This window comes from Phocaeicola barnesiae DSM 18169 = JCM 13652, assembly GCF_000374585.1.
GTDB lineage: Bacteria > Bacteroidota > Bacteroidia > Bacteroidales > Bacteroidaceae > Phocaeicola > Phocaeicola barnesiae.
Map to the genome: position 1 here is coordinate 45,580 of NZ_KB894647.1, position 21,005 is coordinate 66,584.

A 21,005-nucleotide genomic window follows, 5' to 3' on the forward strand; every position below is an offset into this window, starting at 1 on the left:
AAAATATCAGACCTTTGCGCTCAAGAGAACAACTAAATCCACAAATATGAAAAGACTATTGCTACTTCCAGCCATCCTTTGCCTGACAAACGGATGCACCGAAAAACCTGCGGAGACATTCACCCGCAGTGTCATGCTGACTACTCCGGTCCGTACCGGTGCGGAACGTATCAAGCATTTTTCGGGCGTTGTACAAGAAAGACATGACATCAGCCTGGGATTCAAGACACCCGGACAAATCGAACAGATACTGGTAAAAGAAGGCGATCACGTAAGAAAAGGACAACTCATCGCCCGGTTGGACGATGCCGATTACCGGCTAGGGGTAGAAGCACTGGAGATACAATCCAAACAGCTGGAGGATGAAGTGAAGCGCCTGGAAGCCTTGTATCACAGCAAAAGTGTATCGGTCAACGACTATGAGAAAGCGGTAGCCGGATTACAGCAACTGAAAGTACAGCTGCAGGTCAACCGGAACAAGCTGGACTATACCCGACTGTATGCTCCGACAGACGGCTATGTACAAAGCGTGAACTTCGCTCCGGCTGAAATGGTGGATGCCGGAACACCGGTCATCAACCTGCTGGATGTACACCGGATAGAAGTGGAAACCGAACTGCCTGCCGACGTTTACCTGTTACGCTCCCGTTTCGGGAAAATCACCAGTCAGGCTACCTTTGAACAGGCAGAAGAAATGCCGATGCAGGTTGTAAGCATTACCCCGAAAGCCGACGGTAATCAGCTGTATCAGCTGAAACTGGCTTTCGACGGAAAACCTGACACACGGCTCAGCGCCGGAATGAACATCGGAATCACCATCCATATAGAAGGAACAGACAGCCTCGGAAGCACATTCTGCCTACCGCTTCATGCCGTTATCCGTCAGCAGGAGGAAACCTATGTGTGGATCCTGGAAGCCGACTCCACCGTCAGCAAACGTAAAGTCGTGTGTAGCGGAATAGACGGTACGGGAGACGCTATCATCAGTGCCGGTCTGAATGGCACTGAACAGGTAGTGAAAGCGGGCGTAAATGCCCTGCAGGAGAAAGAGAAGGTCCGTGTAATAGACACGGAAAGTAAAACGAATGTAGGAGGACTCATCTGATGAAACTTACCGAATTCTTTGTCAAACGGCCTACCCTGTTCTGGTCGCTCATGATAGGCATCCTGATAGCCGGAATACTGTCATTCCTGCAGATGCCGAAACTGGAGGACCCGGCCGTATCGGTCAAGCAGGCCATGGTCATCGTCCCTTATCCGGGTGCCAGTGCCCACGAAGTGGAACTGAAAGTAGCCCAGACCCTGGAAGAGGAACTCCGTGCCCTTCCCAACGTCAAGAAAATCAAGTCGGAATGTCAGAACGGCATGGCCACGTTCACCGTGGAATTCCAGATGACCGTCCTGCAGAAAGACCTGGAGCAGCATTTCGACCTGCTACGCCGGAAGGTGAACGACAGTCACTCCAAACTTCCCCAAGGGTGTTACGATCCGATTGTAGTGGATGATATGATGGACGTGTACGGCATCTTCTACGCTTTCAAAGGCGACGGATATTCCTATCCCGAACTGTATAAGTATGCCAAGCTGATACGCCGGGAACTGCTGGGAGTAAAAGGAGTGAAACGTATCCTCATCAGCGGCAACCGCGATGAAGTCATCAACATCACCCTGTCAAAAGAGAAAATAGCACGGAACGGCATCATCCCCACCCAAATCATGATGAGTCTGCAGAATGCCGGAAAGACGGTGAATGCAGGCAGCTATCTGAACGGGAGCGACCGGATACAGCTGCATGTCGGCAATGCCGTGACCGATGAAGCCGACATCCGTAACCTGCTTATCAGTACTCCACAAGGAAAGCAAATCCGCCTGGAAGATGTAGCGAAGATAGAACACACCTATTCCGAGCCGCAACGGAACGGCTTCTTCGTCGACGGAAAGCCGGCACTGGCCATCTGCCTTACCCTGGAAGAGAATGCCATTGTGCCCGACGTAGGAAAGGCTGTAGACAAACGGCTGGCAGAAATCATGCAACAGATTCCCGTCGGTATGGAAACGGAAAAGATATTCTTCCAACCCGATAAAGTGAATGAGGCCATCAGTTCGTTCATGGTCAACCTGGTAGAATCGGTCCTGATTGTCATCCTCGTGCTGGTATTCACCATGGGATTCCGCAGCGGAGTCATCATCGGCTTCGGACTGGTACTGACCATCGCCGTATCCTTCCCCATCCTGCTGATGTGCGGTACTACCCTGCAACGTATCTCCCTGGGGGCATTCATCGTAGCCATGGGAATGCTGGTAGACAACGCCATTGTCATCATGGACGGTATTCTGACCGACAAGAAACGAGGGCTCGGACCGAAAACCTACCTCTACCGCATCGGGAATCATACCGCCATGCCGCTGTTGGGAGCTACCATCATTGCCGTATCGACCTTCCTGGCAGTCTATCTCTCGCCCGACTCGGCCGGAGAATACGCCTGCGACCTGTTTCTGGTACTCTGCGTGAGTTTGCTGGCCAGCTGGGTACTGGCACTGACACAGGTGCCTATCTGTGCCAAATCGTGGCTACCCATCCATGAAAAGAAAGAGGACGGAAAGCAGGAAGTCCACAATTCTCCCGTTCACCGCTTCGTGCGCCGAAGCATCGGCTTCCTGATCGGACACAAGAAAACGACCCTCGTTACCGCAACTGCTGTTCTGGCACTCTGTATTTTCGGAATGACACGGGTGAAAAACCTCTTCTTCCCCGATTTCGACTACAAACAGTTCATCGTGGAATACTACCTGCCTGCACAGACCGACCCGAACCGCGTACGACAAGACCTCCAGGATATGTCGGTACTGCTCAAGCAGAATCCGGCCATCGAACGGGTAGCTGCCAGTATGGGAAGCGCTCCGGCCCATTACTGCCTGGTACGTCCCATGACATCGGGCGGGGACTGCTACGGAGAACTGATGGTGGACTGCAAGGATTACAAGACCGTAGTCGAACAGATTCCCGGAGTAAGGAAACTGTTGCGCGAACGTTATCCGGACGCTTACATACGCATCCGAAAATACAATTTCTCCATTGCTTCCTCACATACGGTAGAGGTTGAATTTTCGGGACCTGACCCGGCTGTCTTACGGGAATTGAGCAGACAGGCCGAAGACATTATGCGACGCTGTCCGTACGTAGATGCCTACTCAGTAGAGAATAACTGGAAACCCAAAGGCAAAGCACTGATAGCGGACTATGTACGTGAAGACGCATTACGTTCGGGTATCGAACGGAGTGATGTAGGAAATGCCCTACTGGCCGCTACCGACGGGATGCCGGTAGGAGTACTGAATGACCAGGACCGGACGGTTCTTATCAACCTGCTGGTACGTAACGAAGACGGCAGCCGTATCACTGATCTGAACGATATTCCCGTATGGAGTACCCTGAACCTGCGCATGAGCGACAATGACCTGAAAGGTATCATGACCGGATCGAAAGGTATGGACGAACTGCAGGACAACCTGTTCCGCAGCGTTCCGCTGGGCAATGTGGCACGTGACATCCGGCTGGACTGGGAAGAGAACTACGTTTACCGCCTCAACGGACAACGGGCTATCGAAGCGGAATGTGACCCTAATACTGACCTTTACGATGCTACACCGGCCAAAGTGGTCGCTTCCATCCGACCCGAAATAGAAACCATCCCCTTGCCTGCCGGTTACAACATGCGTTGGGTAGGGGAAGGCGAACTACAGGGAGACGCCATCGGGAATCTGTTGAAATATCTGCCTATCAGTATTTTCATCATCCTGGCTGTACTGCTATTGCTCTTCAACAGTTGGAGAAAGGTATCCCTTATCCTGCTCTGCTTCCCCTTTGTCTTCTGCGGTATCACACCGGCACTGCTCCTGTTCCGGCAACCGTTCACCTTTATGGCCATCATCGGTATGATGGGACTTATCGGCATGATGGTAAAGAATGCCATCGTACTGGTAGACGAAATCAACCGCCTGCAAACGGAAGAGCACTACCATCCGTATCATGCCGTGGTAGAGGCGACCGTCTCCCGTGTGCGTCCCGTCCTGATGGCTTCGCTTACCACCATCGTGGGAATGGTACCGCTGGTGAACGACCCCATGTACGGCTCCATGGCCATCACCATCATGGGCGGACTGACGGTAGGTACCCTCATCACATTAATTCTGTTACCGATATTCTATACGGCTTTGTTCCGTATACACAAACCGGAACCGAAGTCTAACCTTACACATTTACACTCATGAAACGCCATATCTTACTGGGTGCGCTGGCCCTAAGTTTTTCGGTACAGGCATCCGCACAAAAAGAACTGTTCCTTACCCAGACCGAATGCCGGGAACTGGCACTGCAGCGCAACGAAGAACTCCAGAAAGCCAACCATGCCCTGCAACAGGCAGAACTGGACAAAGACATCGCCTTCAGCTCTTACCTGCCGAAACTGGACGGTATGGTTTCGGGAACCTATATGTTCCCCGACATGGACATGATGGGCATGGAACTGCAGATGCACGGCATGTATCTGGCTGGTATCAGTATCATCCAACCGCTGTATGCCGGCGGGAAAATCACAGCCGGCAACAAACTGGCCCGTATCGGCAAGGAAAGTGCCGCCCAGAATCTGAGGAAAACCCGGATGGACGTAACCGTCGAAGCCGACAAGGCGTACTGGAACTACATTGCCGTAAGACAGAAGGTACGCATGCTGGAAGCTTATCAGATACAGATGGATACCTTGTACAGACAGGTGGAAACTGCGGTGAAGGCAGGAATGGGTACCGACAACGAACTGCTGCGTATCAATGCCAAACGAAGTGAAATCAGCTATCAGCTACAAAAGGCACGGAACGGAGCAGACCTCTGCCGGATGGCTTTGTGCCACACACTGGGCGAACCGTTCGATACTCAACCGATTCCGGTAGACACGCTCATTCAAGTGACAGCTCCTGCCCGACTGGATGAGAGCATCGCATTACGTCCTGAACTGAAACTGCTGGAACAACAGATAGCTGCCCGCCAACAACAGATTAAAATGGTACGTGGAGACATTTTACCGCAAATCGGACTTTCTGCCGGATATGCGTACTATGGAAACATCAAACTGAACGGCATGACAGCCGATCCGCAAGGAAACTACATTCCCTTTACCCAAAAACTGGATGATGGCATCGGACTGGTAATGGCTTCCGTCAGCATCCCGCTTTTCCATTGGGGAGAAGGTCTGAAGAAAGTAAAGAAAGCCAAACTGGATCTGCAGAACGCCCAACTCGACCTGCAACGCAATTCACGCCTGCTAAGCATCGAAGCCAGACAGGCAATCCAGAATCTGACCGACGGATACAACCTGGTACAGACTGCCGAACTGGGCAGCAGACAGGCCAACGAGAACCTGCGGGTCATGCGCGACCGATACACCAACGGACTCAGTACACTGACCGACCTGCTGGATGCCCAATCACAATGGCAACAGGCCGAAAGTAACCGCATCGAAGCACTGACCCAATATAAGACCTACGAAACAGAATACCTGCGCTGTACCGGACGGTTAGGCGAGTAAAGTAAAAATCCCCTTGCAGCATGGCTGGCAAGGGGATTCAAATCTATGTAGACTATGGAAACAACCTACAATTAGCAGAGTTTACGAGAACCGTCGCTGATTACAACATCGTAAACTTTCGGACTACGACCGAATTTTTCTTTATAACGGTCTTTCACTGTACTGATAAATGTTTCATACAACTCATTCTTTACCAAGTTGATGGTACATCCACCGAAACCGCCACCCATGATACGTGAACCAGTTACGCCGCAATCGAAGGCAATATCGTTCAAGAAATCAAGTTCTTCGCAGCTTACTTCGTACAATTTACTCATACCATGATGGGTTTCATACATCTTCTGGCCGACAGTTTCGTAGTCACCTTTTTCCAAAGCGTCGCAAACATCCAATACACGCTGGATTTCTTCGATTACATATTCCGCACGCTTATAATCTTCTTCAGAAACCTTGTCTTTTACTTCATTCAACATATCCATGCTGCAATCACGCAAGAATTCAACTTCCGGATGAGTAGCCTTGATAGCTGCAACTACAGCTTCGCAACTCTGGCGGCGTTTATTATAAGCAGAAGAAGCCAGTTCGTGTTTGACCACCGAATCCACCAAAACCAGACGATAGCCTTCCGGTTTGAATGGGAAATACTGATATTCCAATGAACGGCAATCCAAACGGATAAGATGTCCTTCTTTACCAAATACAGAAGCAAACTGATCCATGATACCACAGTTTACACCACAATAGTTGTGTTCTGTAGCCTGACCTACCTTAGCCAATTCGAATTTATCAATTTTATTGTCGCCAAAGAGATCGTTCAAAGCAAAAGCATAGGTAGACTCCAAAGCTGCAGATGAAGACATACCTGCACCCAGAGGCACATCACCGGCAAAAGCAGTATTGAAACCTTTTACGTCTACACCACGCTTAATCATTTCACGGCAAACACCGAAGATATAACGTGCCCAGCTTGCTTTCGGAGCATCTTCTTCATTCAAACCAAATTCTACGTAATCTTTCAAGTCTATAGAATACGCACAAACTTTATCTTTTCCATTCGGTTTGATTTCAGCAATCATTCCTTTGTCTACAGCACCCGGAAATACAAAACCACCGTTATAATCTGTATGTTCACCAATCAAATTAATACGTCCCGGGGAAGCATATACTGAGCCTGTTGTACCATCAAAGTGTTTAATGAAACGGCTTCTCACAAATTCTATATCCATAACATTTAAATTTAAAAGGTTAATATTAATATAAGGAATCCGGGCTTGAATCAAGCCCGGACAAAGGCAATTCTTAATCTACAGGAATATCTTTATTGACATTCTTACAGCCTACCAGGCCATAGAACAACAGATAAGCAAGCATGGCTACAATCAACCAGTAGCTGGCCATATAACCTACCGCATCAGAGATGACTTGCTGCAACAACGGGAAGATACCTCCACCCACAACCATCATCATAAAGATACCGGATGCCTGGGCTGTATATTTACCCAAACCTTCTACAGCCAGGTTGAAGATACCACCCCACATGACAGAAGTACAAAGACCGCAAAGCACCAGGAACAGACAGCTGACCGGTACCAACGGAGTTTTCATGGAATTCATTACATCTGTCGGAGTCAGACTCATGCCCTGCAATAAATCAGCATGTGCCATCAGGTTTTCTTCTGTCGGATTGTCAATGAACAAAGCTACCTGATCGGCAGGAACGCCGGCATTAGTCAGGATTTCAGAAGTCTTGGCAACCGGGTCGTATACGAAAGATGGAACATTGAATCCTACACTCTTCGGTGTGAATATAGCAATCGCAATGAAAAGAATAGCCAATGCAGAAGCAGTTATCAGCTGTGAACGAGTAGAAACCTTTCCACTGATAATACTACTAGTCAAACGACCAACCAACATCAGCAACCAGTAGATAGCAGCAATAGCACCACCGATAGCTGCTCCATTTGTCAGAATACCGGCACCTTTCTCGCTAGAGTCTGCCAAATAGAAGTTCAATGTACCAGGTATACCGATTTCAATACCTACATAAATAAAGATACCGATAACACCCAAAACCGTATGACGGAAACTCCAGGGACTGTGAGAGAATTTTTCCTTCGCTGCGCCTTCTCCTTTCTTTCTCATGTGAGGCTCAGGAATATTCACAAACGAAATAACAATGAAAGTGAATGCGAACACACCCATAGCGATAAACAGCAGAGGAGCTACATCTGACATGGCTGTTTTCGGAGTAACAGTACCAATCAGCACACCTACAAACAACGGGGTCAATGTACCAGACAAAGAGTTCAACGCACCACCAGTCTGAATCAGCTGATTACCTTTATTACCGCCACCACCTAACAGGTTCAACATCGGATTTACAACTGTATTCAGCATACAAACACTGAAACCGCAGACAAAAGCACCTAACAGATAGATGATAAAGTTCAGCTTGATAGCATATTCACCCAATGAGAATACGTCTACATCCGCTCCGAAAAGGCTGGAAAGATACTGAATCAGCAAACCGACGAAGCCGACAGCCATAGCAATCAAGGATGTCTTCTTATAACCGATTCTCACCAACATGTTACCGGCAGGAATACCCATAAAGAGATATGCCAGAAAGTTCATCATGTTACCCATCATACCCAATGTGTTGGCACCGGCATACTGGTTTTTCCAGATTGTACCGAACGGCGCGGCCAAATTGGTAACAAATGAAATCATCGCAAACAGAAAGAACATCGTAATGATTGCGATGACATTAGTTTTTTGTTTTTGTTGTTCCATGGTTTAAATAAAAGTGTATTAAGTTGTAAATTAAGTTAATTCAGCAGAAAGTCCGTTTATTTCTCTACCCCAAACTTATAGACTGTCACTTGATGATAGGTCTCACCCGGATTTAAGACAGCCGACGGGAAATGAGCCTTGTTAGGAGTATCCGGAAAATGTTGGGCTTCGAAACAGATGGCACTGCGAGCCGGGAAAGTAGCTCCATGCCAACCGGAGAAGCCGTTCAGCCAATTAGATGTGTAAAGCTGTACACCCGGTTCTGTAGTATACATCTCCAACGAACGTCCACTGACCGGTTCGACGCATTTCACCGCAAAACTCAACGCACCGACTTCGGGTTTGTTCAATACATAACAATGGTCATAACCGGCACCGTAAACCAATTGCTGGAAAGGTTCATTGATACGACTACCTACCACATGCGGTGTCCGGAAATCCATCGGTGTATCTGCCACTTTCAGAATTTCGCCCGTAGTGATGGATACTTCATCCATCGGAGTATAATAGTCTGCGTTGATAGTAAGGATATTGTTTTCGACACTTTGAGTCGGATTTGCCAATCCGGAAAGGCTGAAGAAAGCATGATGAGTAAGATTTACCAAAGTGCGTTTATCGGTAGTAGCCTTATATTCGATTATCAGTTCATTAGAATCAGACAGTGTGTAAACTACTTCTACATTCAGATTTCCCGGGAAGCCCTCTTCCCCGTCAACAGAAAGGTATTTCAACACTACTGAATTTTTAGCAGGTTGTTCGGCATCCCATACACGGGCATGAAAACCGGTAGGTCCGCCATGTAAAGAGTTAGGTCCGTTATTGATGGCCAACGTATATTCCTTACCATCCAATGTGAACCGGCCTTTACAGATTCTGTTTCCATACCGACCAATCAACGTGCTCAAGAAAGGTTCAGGACTATTGATTACCTTATCTATAGTATCATGTCCCTGAATCACATTACCTAAATTTCCATTCTTATCCGGAACCATGATTGCCAGAATGGCACCACCGTAATTTGTTACTGCTACCTCAGCCCCATTATTATTTGACAGAATAAATAAATCGGTCTCTTTACCTTGAACCGTTTTTTGGAAATCAGTGCGTTTCAATCCGCTCAGATTATCCTCGCGATAAAATGTGTTATTCATATATTAAAATCTTTCTATTTACACAAATGCAATTTCCTTGCAAATAAAAAGATTTTATTCAAGATTCCCAAACATTTTCTCAAAAAGAAATCGGATTATTTCATCGAACTTAAAAGGTCGGCTACAATAAAACTGCTTCCACCGACAAAAATCAAATCTTTATCGGTTGCTGCAGCTTTAGCGGCAGCAAGAGCAGAACTTACATCGGGATAAGCCTCCCCTTCCAGTCCAAACTTATTCGCCAACTCCTTCACCCGTCCGGCAGGAAGTGCACGCTGTACACTGGCTTGCGTGAAATAATACGAAGCCTTCCGAGGCAACATAGCCAGAACGCCACTGATATCCTTATCATTGACCATCCCCATCACAATGTGCAACCTATCATAGGTCTGTAAAGCCAGCTGTTCCACAATATATGAAATTCCTCCTACATTATGACCTGTGTCACAGATTACTGTAGGGCAAGAACCTACCTTCTGCCACCGTCCCATCAGTCCGGTCAATTCACAGACTCCGGCAAAACCTTCTCTTACGGCCTCATCCGTCAACGCATATCCCCGCACTTTCAACTGACGGATAGCAGAAAGCAATGTATTGGTATTTTTCAACTGACACAATCCACCCAATTCTCCTTTCAAATCAGCATAATCTACGGTCTGATACAAATATTGCCCGTCGGAAGTACGCGTATGCGAAAGTAACAGGTGCTCTTCTTCCGCAAAGATTATCGGAGCTCCTACTTCCTGTGCCTTGCGCAAGAATACCGGCTTTGTCTCCGCCGTAGTTTCGCCCACTACCACCGGAATATCCGACTTGATGATTCCCGCTTTTTCAGCAGCAATCTTCTCCAAGGTATCCCCCAAAAACTGTATATGGTCAAAACTGATGTTCGTTATGACACACAAATCCGGACGAATGATATTGGTACAATCCAGGCGTCCTCCTAATCCGACTTCAATCACGGCCACATCCACCTGACTATCGGCAAAATACCGGAAAGCCATTGCTGTAGTCAGTTCAAAAAAAGAAGGGTGCAAAGGTTCAAAGAAATGACGATGCTTCTCCACGAAATCTACCACATAAGATTCGGGTACCGGTTCGCCATTTACCCGGATACGCTCACGGAAATCCACCAGATGAGGAGACGTATACAGTCCGGTACGATATCCTGCACGCTGCAGAATAGCTGCCAACGTGTGTGAACAGGAACCTTTTCCATTGGTTCCGGCAACATGGATAGTATGGAAAGTACGATGAGGATGTCCGAAATATGCATCCAATGCATGTGTATTTTCCAATCCCTCTTTATAAGCATCTTTCCCTACATGCTGAAATAAGGGAGTGCTGGTAAATAAATAATGGAGCGTTTCTTGATAATTCATAAGCCAGCCTGTTTTTAAGGACTGCAAATATCATGAATTTCCAGAAAAAAGCGATGGATTTCGGCACTTTTCTTCTAAGAAAGAGTATACATTTTACTGACAGTTCATTTACGCCTCATCAAAATCCACTCAAGTCTTCCGAACATCCACATATAAATAAATCACCCCGATAACGGATCCGTCACGTTACCGGGGTAAAAATCATACACAATAAATACTGATTATTTCTTAACAGCATACATAACAGCATGAGCCGGATCGGTCATATCGACTGTTATGACATAAGTAGTACCTGATTCGAGAGTTACCCCCTCTTTCAACCAAACATTACCATCATCATTAGGACCAGGATTGACAATAAAGAAGTCGTTCTCCGAAGTTATACGGTCACTTTTATACTCATTTCCCCAGTTTTTTCCACCATAGAATTTGAAATTTACTCCATCAACAGTTATCTGTTCACCGGCCACAACCGTCAACTGATACTTCTTGGGTTCTATCGGAGACATACAAATAGCCCCATTACCACCATCCCAACTGGGAGCACCTATATAAGAAGGTTTACCGATGGATTCTGTTCCTAAAGTACCCGAACCTCCTACAATATATAATGCTCCTGTTCCATCGGTCTGCAAAGTAGCATCAGCCATTGCGGCATCCAATACTTCAACTTTAAAATATTCTTTCTGAGTATCAGCTGTAATACGATAATTACCACTAACTGGAATAAAAGTTAATGAACCGTCATCAGCTTTTGTAAAGAAGTCTGGATCAATCCAATAATTCTCATAATTCGGTACTCCTTCAAATACAACAGCCTCACCTTGTTCCATAGTTGTTTCTATCTTCAATGTACTAGCATCTACTTGAGTAAACTCCTGTCCGTTCATCTTCATTGAAATAAAAGGAGACCCTGCATAAGTTAATGTATTGAAAGTTACTTCGTAAGTTCCAGCCTCCAAGGCTGAGAATGGGATATAACTGTTTGTCCCTTCTGTAATTGTCCCATCACTAGAATATCCAAAAGTAATTTCATTCCCATTAGTGCCATATGCTGGAGCTTTGATATATGCATTCAGTTTTTGTGGGAACTCTGCTGTTACAGCATATTGGTTTTCACCTACACGAGGCATATCCAACTGCTGTCCATCTTCTGTAACAAGTACAAGATTTTCAAACTGTGGACGGACACAATTCACCTCGACAGTTTTTTCAACTATCGTAAAATGTATGTTCTGTAAAATATACTTCAACGTAGCTGTTCCATTGGGGATATCCTTGTAATAAGGTACAAAAATCTTTCCACTATAATCTTTACCGCTTACTTTTGTACGGATTACAGTTTCGGATACCATTTCTTCACCAAAATAAAGTTGAGCCTTTAACGTAGACAAAGGAACATCCATATCCGAAGCATTAACCGTAAATGCCAGGCTATCTCCAAAATATGCGTTTGCAATTTCTGTCTTTACCTCCATTATGGGATTACCGGGTCCCAAATCCTCTTCCTTACAGGAATTCATAAACAGTATTCCAGCCACCATTGTGGCAACCCAAAATATCTTTTTCATGGTTCTGATCTTTAATGTTTTTTGTTTTCATTTCTTCCAACGGTAAGACATAACAGACTTGGCAGGAACCTCATACGTAAAATGGTGTGTACCGTCATCTACTGTTACATTCTTTGCTTCCGACTTACCATTACAAAGCACAAAAGCATAAGTACCGTCAGTATTTTCAAAAGCAGCATAAGAAATGCCATTTTCTGTATATCCGGAAGTTCCGATACGTACAGCACCCGGTTTTACAACTGATGCCAGATGTGCGATAATGTAATAATGAGAATTACGAGTTACCGTATCATAATTCGTATTATCAACATCTACCGCTCCATAACAAGTAGCACATGCTCCAGGTCCTCCATGAGGTCCCTGGTCACTATCCAACATCAGATTCCAGACAATGACCGCTTTACACCAGTTATTGACCGTACCCAAGGCTATTTCTTCCATATCACGAGTCAGAGCGGTTGCCAAGTCACGTCCTTGATTCCACTCACCAATCGATGTTTCAGTAAAAATCAGTTCCTTATCAGGCGCTTTTGCCTGTACATCCAACAGTTCACTTCGGTCTCCTCCATAATTATGGAAGGCTGTACCGGCAAAATATTTCTTTGCTTCAGCATCTGTAAAGATTTTCAAGGAATAATCTACCTGATCAGCCACATTATCATAATTATAGTTATGATCGAAAGCATAAATCTTCACATCCGGAAAATGTTGCTGCAAAGCCGGTCCTAGAGCAGTCTTCACAAAATCACGTTGTTCTTCCCACCCCATATAAAGAGAAGCCGAATTTCCACGGTTCAACGGCTCATTCTGCACCGTAACGGCATTGACTGTAACGCCAGCCTGCTTGAATGCATCCAGCCATTTCACAAAATAAGTGGCATAATCCTGATAATAATCAGGATTGAGTTGTCCACCAGTCCATGAATCATAAGGCTCTTTACTCTGCAAATCTTTCACCTTCATCCATTTAGGACACGTCCATGGTGATGCAATAATCTTCAAAGCAGGATTGATGGCAAGTATCTCTTTCAAAGCAGGAATCACATATTTTGTTTCCTCTATGGTCAAGGCAAAGTTTTCAATGCCTTTTTCATCACAACAAGTATAATCGCTCAATGAAAAATCAGAACAACCGATAGATACACGCACATAACTGAAGCCATACTTGTCCGGCGAAAAAGTATCCTTCAGAAATTCTTTTCGCTTTTCCTCTGGCATCAATGACAAGTTATAACTGGTAGACCCTGTAATAGCGGCGCCAAAACCGTCTATAGTCTGGTAACGCATAGATGCATCCAAACGTACTGTAGTAGGCGACATATTATCCTTATCGCTGAAATCGACTGATTGGATAGCTAAATCGTACATCCGGTTAGATGTAGTGACATACATTTTTACATCACCGGAAGGAACTTCTATAGGAGTATCCGTATCTTCGCCACCACCAGTTGCAGAAGATTCGCTGCACGACACACAAGCTGACAGCGACATGCATCCGAGCAACAATAAAACTTTATTAATCTTTATCATCATATTTCTATTTTTTTAATAACCAGGATTCTGAACCAGATTTTCATTTCCGTCGAGAGCAGTCTGCGGAACAGCAAAGAAATAAGAATTCTTATCGAAATCATTAATCCGGGCAAAACGTCCTTCATCCCGCAAGTTGTTCATGACATTCTCTACCTCATCCCAACGACACAAATCAAACCAGCGCTGTCCTTCGAAAGCAAGTTCCAAACGACGTTCTTTCATATAAGCTTTCCACAATTCGGTTTCATTGTTACGGACAGAATCAGGAAGCTTATTCAGGCCTGCTCGGATACGAATTCTGTCAATAATATCAGCTGCCGCATTCAGATTCTTCGCATCCCCCCGCAAATAAGCCTCAGCCTTCAAGAGAAGTAAATCAGCATAACGCAAATAGAGTACACTGCTACATCCAGCCCGGCATTTATACATAAATGGATAATGATCTGATGGATAATAGTTACTCCACGTACATTCATAATATACGACTGATTCATCCAAGCGTTGCGTATCACCCTCACTGGTAAACAAAGCTATCAAATCACGCGAAGGCGTAACCCATTTTGCCCATGTAAAAGAATTGTTCCAATCCAACAAATCACGACCGAACATCCAGGCACACCAGTTACCACCGGAAGCAGGGAATTGAGCTTCCAGAATACCTTCACGGGTATTACGCATCTTCAGGTCTGTACCGTTCTCGTTCAACGCAAACAAATCCGAATACGAATCTGCCAGACCGAATCCGTCGGCCTCCAAAGCACTGCAATACTCAATGACTTTATTATAATCACGCAACGGCTTTTCCGCATAAGCCTTTGCCAGAAGAGCACGTGCTACCGATTTAGTAAATAAAGTCTTATCTGCCGGATTATTATCCGGAGCATATTTCAAAGCATCCAGCAAATCTGCTTCAATCTGTTGATATACTTCAAGTTCTGTACTCTGCGAAGGAAAATATTCATCATATACCTCCTCAATATTATCTGCTGTAATATCTGGTGGCAAAGTCGTATTCAATGGAATATTTCCCCATATACGTACCATATAGAACCACACCAACGAACGGAATATCTCAGCCTGTGCCTTAATAGAGTTTCTTGCATCTGCCGTAAAATTCGGGTCAGATACTGCATCTATATTACAGATAATACGATTGGCTGCGGCTACATCTTCCATATAACGGGACCAATCACGTTCCAGAACAGTATTGCCACCATCTACTGTATTATTCTCGAAAGGAACAGTTTCAGCACCTGTAGTTCCAGCATAGGCATTATCAGCATGACTATCACCTATCAGAAGACAATCCAGATACCAATGTTCTATGCGATCCTTCATTTTCTGATAAAGCCCTTCTAATGCCAGTTCTACATCTGCCTGAGACTGAAATTCCTGTTTTTCACCTTCATCATCCTGCACACCTTCAGTCACATCCGAATAAGAAGCAATAGGGTCATACCCTAAACTGCAAGAAGAGAAATTCATCAGTCCAGCCAATACCAATCCAGTTATAATATATTTTCTATGTTTCATGACTGTTATATTTTTAGAATTCAAGATTAATACCAAACACAAATGAACGACATTGAGGATAAGTACCCCAATCAATACCTTGTACAGCACCACTGTTACCCCACTGGTTCACTTCCGGATCCATTCCTGAATATCCTGTCCAGGTCAACAGATTAGTTGCCGTAAAATATGGCTGAAGTCGGCTGACTCCCCATTTTTTGAGTAGAGGACCGGTCACATTGTATGACAAAGTAATATCCTTTACACGTAAATAACTACCGTCCTCAATAAAATAAGATGAATTATGCATTGTGTAGCCTGCTTTAGGCACATCAGTTATCTGACCTGGTATCCGCCAACGGTCCAGTACCCTAGTACTCTGATTCTTACCATCATACATACCTTCCGTTTCCATACGTGAGGCATTGAAGATATCATTACCATATGATCCCTGTAAAAATACACTCAACGTTAAATTCTTATATGAGAAAGTATTGGTCAAGCCAAACGTAAACAACGGATTCGGATCACCGATATAGGTACGGTCTGAACTGGTCACTTTACCATCGCCATTAATATCACGATACATCAGTTCACCGGTTTCCGGATCTACTCCATCACTGATATATCCATAAAATCCTCCCAAAGAACGCCCCGGCTCGTTACGGACAGCATACTCGCGGACATTATCGCTGGTAATTGCATCATAATAAACCTTCTGTAAAGAGAGTTTAGTCAATTTGTTTTTATTGAATGAGATATTAAAATCTGTATCCCAGCCAAATTCCCCTACAAAGTTCTTAGAATTGATTGCCAGTTCAAAACCTTTGTTCACCATCGTTCCTTCATTACGTGAAATGCTACCCGCTACAGCCGAACCGGCAGGAAGTACCACGTCCATCAACATATCAGTAGTACGTTTATAGTAATAATCCATCACCACGTTCAGCCGATTGTTGAAAGCTGTAAAATCAATACCCACATTGGCCTGCGAGGTAGTTTCCCAAGTCAAGTCTTGTGTACGCAGGTTAGAAGGGGTAATAGTAGGTACGGCATTTGCATTTCCTTCTTCATACCAAGGAATACGGTTGATATTGTAAAGCTGCAAGTAAGCATAATCACCAAGTCCGGACTGGTTACCCGTCTGTCCCCATCCTGCACGGAGCTTCAAATCATCAAGCCATCCTCTTGTACCTTCCATAAAATTCTCTGAAGAAATACGCCAAGCGGCAGAGAAGGAAGGAAAGACTCCCCAACGGTGGTTGGGATGAAGTCGGGAAGAACCGTCAGCACGAACATTGGCAGTTACAAGATATTTACTGTCAAAATTATAAGAAACCCGACCAAAATAAGACATGATTCCCCACTCTGAAGCACTTGAACCAGCCCCATTCAAACCTATCATATTGGCAGCATTCAGCGTTTGAATCAATCCGTTCCGATAGTGTGAACCACTGATATAGTTATTACGATAGTCCGAATCGGTCCATGAAGAACCCACCATAACATTCAATCCATGCTTACCGAAATGATCGTCATAAGTCAACACATTATCAAATGTAAGTACTGTATTCTGATTACGGTTGTCAGAACCTTCGCCGTACTGATCACGTCCATGAGAAGTTTTTTCCGGATCAAGGAAAGTTGTTTCAATGGCATTCCGACGGTCGATGGCAAAAGTTGTCTTGAACGTCAATTCAGGTATGAATGTAATCAAAGCACTTCCTGAAGCCAACAGCCTGTTCTCACGGTCACGGTCGTAACGATGACGCTCAATGTTTTCAGCTGGACTGGTAATGTTTGCTCCATAAAAATTCGTATAATAACGGTCTGGATTCTCCGGGTCCATTATAGGTGCATAGGTAGGAGTATTGATAACAGAAAGTACAGTACCTCCACGGTTAGCTCCAGTTCCCATTTCACCGCCACCGTTGCTCACATAGTCCGAATAAGTTATGTTTGCTGATATTCTCAACCATTTACGTACATCGTTCTCAATATTGGCACGAAAATTATAACGCTTGAAAAATGCTGTTTCAATTACGCCTTTTTCATTCTGATAACCTGCAGAAAGAAAATAGCGAAGTTTATCATTTCCATCAGATACTGATACCTGATAGTTCTGCGTATTTCCTGTCGTATAAGTTTCATCCCACCAGTCTGTCTGGTCTGTCAATCCGTCAGGTAAACTGATCAGACCTATCTCATCCATCAAATCCTTATATTGAGCCACATTCAGCGATTCAATCTTATTGCCTACTTGAGTAAAACCTGCCTGGATGCTGAGAGCCACTTTTGCATTGCCAGACTCCCCTGCCTTGGTAGTAATCAATACAACACCATTTGCAGCACGCGAACCATAAATAGCGGCCGAAGAGGCATCCTTCAATATCTGCATACTTGCTATATCATTAGGTGACAAGAACTTGATATTGTCAACAGGTACACCATCTACCACATACAGCGGGTCATTGCTCCCATTGAAAGAAGTAGTACCACGTACACGGATAGCCATGTCACCTCCTGGCTGTCCTGTTGGCTGTACGACCGATACACCTGCTGCTTTACCTTGCATGGCTTGAGCCGCCGAAAGGATAGGCCGTTGCTGCAAATCATCAGTCGATACAGTAGAAACCGCTGTAGTTACATCTTTACGTTTCACAGAACCATAACCGATAACCACTACTTCGTCCAGTAATTCATTATCTTCCTTCAAAACCACTTCCATAGAAGCCGAAGCCTTCAATTCTTGAGTCTGATAACCTACATAAGAAATAACCAACATAGAATTAGGAGCAACCGATAATGTAAAATTACCGTCAATATCAGTAATCGTACCATTGGTTGTACCTTTTTCAAGAACACTGGCGCCAATAATCGTATTGCTACTCGAATCGACTATACGCCCTTTTACAGTAAGTTTTTGTGCGAACGCACTCACGGATAACAACGCCGTCAGCAGAACTGCCAGCCATCTGCGCATATCCCACAGAATTTTTCTCCTGTCTTTCATACGTACAATTTTTTGGTTAGTAAAAAGATTATAATTAACAAAACTTTGAACGGTGTAAATGTAGAGAATAAGCTATTCCCCCTTTACAACAAGGGAGGAATAAGTGGACCACAAAAAGGCATAAAATACTGTACTACAGAAAAGTAGTATAAACAAAATGATTTAAAAAAGTGGAAGTGTAATAGACTTCAATATACTCGGAAATCACCACTAAAAGGAGACCCAACCTTATAGGACAGCCCGTTTCAGAATCGGAAGAATCATAACACCCCCCAATACTTGTTCATATAACCGATAAGACTTATCTGAATAACCTTCCGATAAAATAAAACTCAATGTGTAAAGTGAAAAAATGTACCCTATAATGGACAGAAATGCCATCATCTTATATATATAACACCTTAGAAGCTCTTTCTTTCCGTTTTTCAAATACAATATCCATAGTATTTTAAACGAACGGATGTTTCACCCTAAACGAACGGATATTTCACTTCAAACGAACGGACATTTTACCTCAAACGAACGGACGTTCTGTAACATATAAGATTCTATCAACACAAAACTGTTTCACTCAAACTGGTCTATATGCTGACCTTACACACATAGATGGAAAATCGATTGATTATCAGCGAATACGACGTACCAGATTTTCAAAATCCTCACGGGAAACACGTGCTTTATTTTTCACTTTGGCACGATAATTATAAATGGTATTCACTGAATAACGCAAAAATTCGGCAATCTGAGAACTATCCGTAATCCCCAAACGGATAAGTGCAAAAATACGCAATTCTGTATTCAGCTGTTCATCACTTTTCGGTACGATACGCTCATTTTCCTGCAAAAGTTCATTAAACTGTTCCACAAAATTAGGGAAAAGATGTAGGAAAGCCGAATCAAAATTAGCATACAATTCCCGAAGTGCCTCTTCCTGTAGCGTATCCGAGCGTGTCAGTTTAAACAATTCAGCCACTTGATTAGAAGAAATCTTTTTATTGACTAAACGACGGAAAGTATCCAGCTGCGTAATGTACGTGGAACATAAACGAAGGAAACGAGCAATATATTCTTCCTTTATCTTATTAGATTCCGCCAATTCTTCATTGGCAGATTGAAGGTCTTCATTTATCTGCTTCAGTTCAGCATTCAGCAAATTCAACTTCTCATTGGCTTTCAACAGATTCTCACGAGCGACAGCCAACTTCTTCAATTGCTTGTAGATGAACAACAACGCCAATAATACTACTACAGAAAGCAATGATACACAAATAATATAAAATTTCAACTGTGTATTCCGGTCTTGTAACATCATCCGGTAAGTATCACCGATTAACGACAAGTCATCCATACTTTGCCACACACGTAGACGGGCATTATATAACTGGGTTTCGCTCCACGAAAAGTTCATATACTGATAGCTATGCTCCAAATCTCCGGCATCAAGCAGCGCCTGTGCCAGCATCCATAACGAAGCATGGTCCTTGGTAGCCAAACGGATATCTGTAATGGCAGACAAAGCCAAACAAATCATGTATGAATTCCGATCATCCGCCTCCCGATAAATCAAAGCCCGATTATACATAACCAACGCATATTCCTGCGAGTTCACATCTGCCTTCAAAAGCCTTTCGTTATTGAGCGACAACGCCTTATCAAGCTCACCGCTATCACGGTAAGAGGTCTCCTTCAAAATCAAATACAATGCTGAGTGAGGGTCCAATAACCGGTAAAGAGAATCTTTATACAATTCCGATCTGGCAGTATATATCTTCCCTATATCTTCAGCCTGCGTATAGAATCCTGCTTCTCCATAAACATGATCGCAAGCGTTATAATAATCAATCAATTCTTTTTTTCCTAAATACCTGCGTTCTACCTGTTTCAACATATCAACGGCTTCCATATACATACCTGATGAAGCCAGTAAATACGACAAAGCTATCTGACTGCTGGATTTACGTATTCCATCGTCATGAGAATCGGCCAACTTAATATTATTGCTCAAATAATAGATAGCAGAATCACATAAATAAGACCGGTATCTTTCATATAATTCATTATTCAACCGATAGTGTTCATCATATGAAAGAGAATCCTGTTTTAAACGATTCTTCAACATACTGATTTGACCTGCCCGCATCGATGTAAACGACTCATTCTGAGAAATAGCCTGGTCCAAAACCTTTAACAATGAATCAAGCTTCGCATCAAGGGCAAATCCATAGAACGTGTTTATTATCAGAAGAAGAAAAAATATTTTGATTCTCATAACTGTTAAATTTTCGATAAACAGTAATACAAATGTAACAAAAAGTATTCATATTCCATAAGACAACCAATATAATTCAGATGAAACATAAAAGTTCTAATAATCACAACAAAATATGATTCGGATGAAAAAGGGAGTACAACCTCAAATGGCTACACTCCCATAAAATTATTTTTATACAGATATTACTATTGAAAAC

General features: G+C 44.0%; 12 protein-coding genes. 3 read left to right on the plus strand and 9 right to left on the minus strand.

Annotated elements, in window-relative coordinates; all coding sequences use genetic code 11:
* Positions 1-46 precede the first annotated feature (46 nt).
* Genes C510_RS0106330 through C510_RS0106340 form a run of 3 tightly spaced genes read left to right on the plus strand, consistent with a single transcriptional unit; the run spans position 47 to position 5,582 of the window.
* Positions 47-1,105 (plus strand): efflux RND transporter periplasmic adaptor subunit, encoded by a 1,059-nt coding sequence (locus C510_RS0106330; RefSeq protein ID WP_025892456.1) that lies wholly within the window; start codon positions 47-49, stop codon positions 1,103-1,105.
* Positions 1,105-4,272 (plus strand): efflux RND transporter permease subunit, encoded by a 3,168-nt coding sequence (locus C510_RS0106335; protein ID WP_018710500.1) that lies wholly within the window; start codon positions 1,105-1,107, stop codon positions 4,270-4,272. Before C510_RS0106330 ends, C510_RS0106335 begins: the two co-directional genes overlap by 1 nt.
* The gene (locus tag C510_RS0106340; RefSeq protein ID WP_018710501.1) at positions 4,269-5,582 is read left to right on the plus strand and encodes a TolC family protein; all 1,314 of its coding nucleotides are present in this window, start codon (positions 4,269-4,271) and stop codon (positions 5,580-5,582) included. The genes C510_RS0106335 and C510_RS0106340 overlap by 4 nt, the downstream gene beginning before the upstream one ends.
* A 71-nt stretch (positions 5,583-5,653) precedes the next feature.
* On the opposite strand, the gene galK is transcribed toward C510_RS0106340, so the two are convergent.
* The 9 genes from galK to C510_RS0106390 all read right to left on the minus strand — a co-directional run bounded on the left by galK (position 5,654) and on the right by C510_RS0106390 (position 20,806).
* Positions 5,654-6,808 carry a galactokinase gene (gene galK / locus C510_RS0106345; protein ID WP_018710502.1) on the minus strand — a complete coding sequence of 385 codons (1,155 nt, stop codon included), beginning with the start codon at positions 6,806-6,808 and terminating at the stop codon, positions 5,654-5,656.
* Between the two features lie 73 nt (positions 6,809-6,881).
* Positions 6,882-8,375, minus strand: coding sequence for an MFS transporter (locus tag C510_RS0106350; protein ID WP_022340306.1), 1,494 nt, complete (start codon positions 8,373-8,375; stop codon positions 6,882-6,884).
* Between the two features lie 56 nt (positions 8,376-8,431).
* Entirely contained in the window at positions 8,432-9,526 is a 1,095-nt protein-coding gene (locus tag C510_RS0106355) for an aldose epimerase family protein (protein ID WP_018710504.1), read from the minus strand.
* 95 nt (positions 9,527-9,621) lie between these two features.
* Positions 9,622-10,908 carry a bifunctional folylpolyglutamate synthase/dihydrofolate synthase gene (locus C510_RS0106360; protein WP_018710505.1) on the minus strand — a complete coding sequence of 429 codons (1,287 nt, stop codon included), beginning with the start codon at positions 10,906-10,908 and terminating at the stop codon, positions 9,622-9,624.
* A gap of 221 nt (positions 10,909-11,129) precedes the next feature.
* Positions 11,130-12,479 carry a DUF5016 domain-containing protein gene (locus C510_RS0106365; RefSeq protein ID WP_018710506.1) on the minus strand — a complete coding sequence of 450 codons (1,350 nt, stop codon included), beginning with the start codon at positions 12,477-12,479 and terminating at the stop codon, positions 11,130-11,132.
* A gap of 27 nt (positions 12,480-12,506) precedes the next feature.
* Positions 12,507-14,009, minus strand: coding sequence for an endo-1,6-beta-glucanase (locus tag C510_RS0106370; protein ID WP_025892451.1), 1,503 nt, complete (start codon positions 14,007-14,009; stop codon positions 12,507-12,509).
* A gap of 15 nt (positions 14,010-14,024) precedes the next feature.
* Complete coding sequence (locus C510_RS0106375) at positions 14,025-15,545, minus strand: RagB/SusD family nutrient uptake outer membrane protein (RefSeq protein WP_025892449.1); 1,521 nt, start codon at positions 15,543-15,545, stop codon at positions 14,025-14,027.
* 13 nt (positions 15,546-15,558) lie between these two features.
* Complete coding sequence (locus tag C510_RS0106380) at positions 15,559-18,537, minus strand: SusC/RagA family TonB-linked outer membrane protein (RefSeq protein WP_025892446.1); 2,979 nt, start codon at positions 18,535-18,537, stop codon at positions 15,559-15,561.
* Between the two features lie 625 nt (positions 18,538-19,162).
* Positions 19,163-20,806, minus strand: coding sequence for a DUF6377 domain-containing protein (locus C510_RS0106390; RefSeq protein ID WP_025892445.1), 1,644 nt, complete (start codon positions 20,804-20,806; stop codon positions 19,163-19,165).
* Positions 20,807-21,005: the final 199 nt, after the last annotated feature.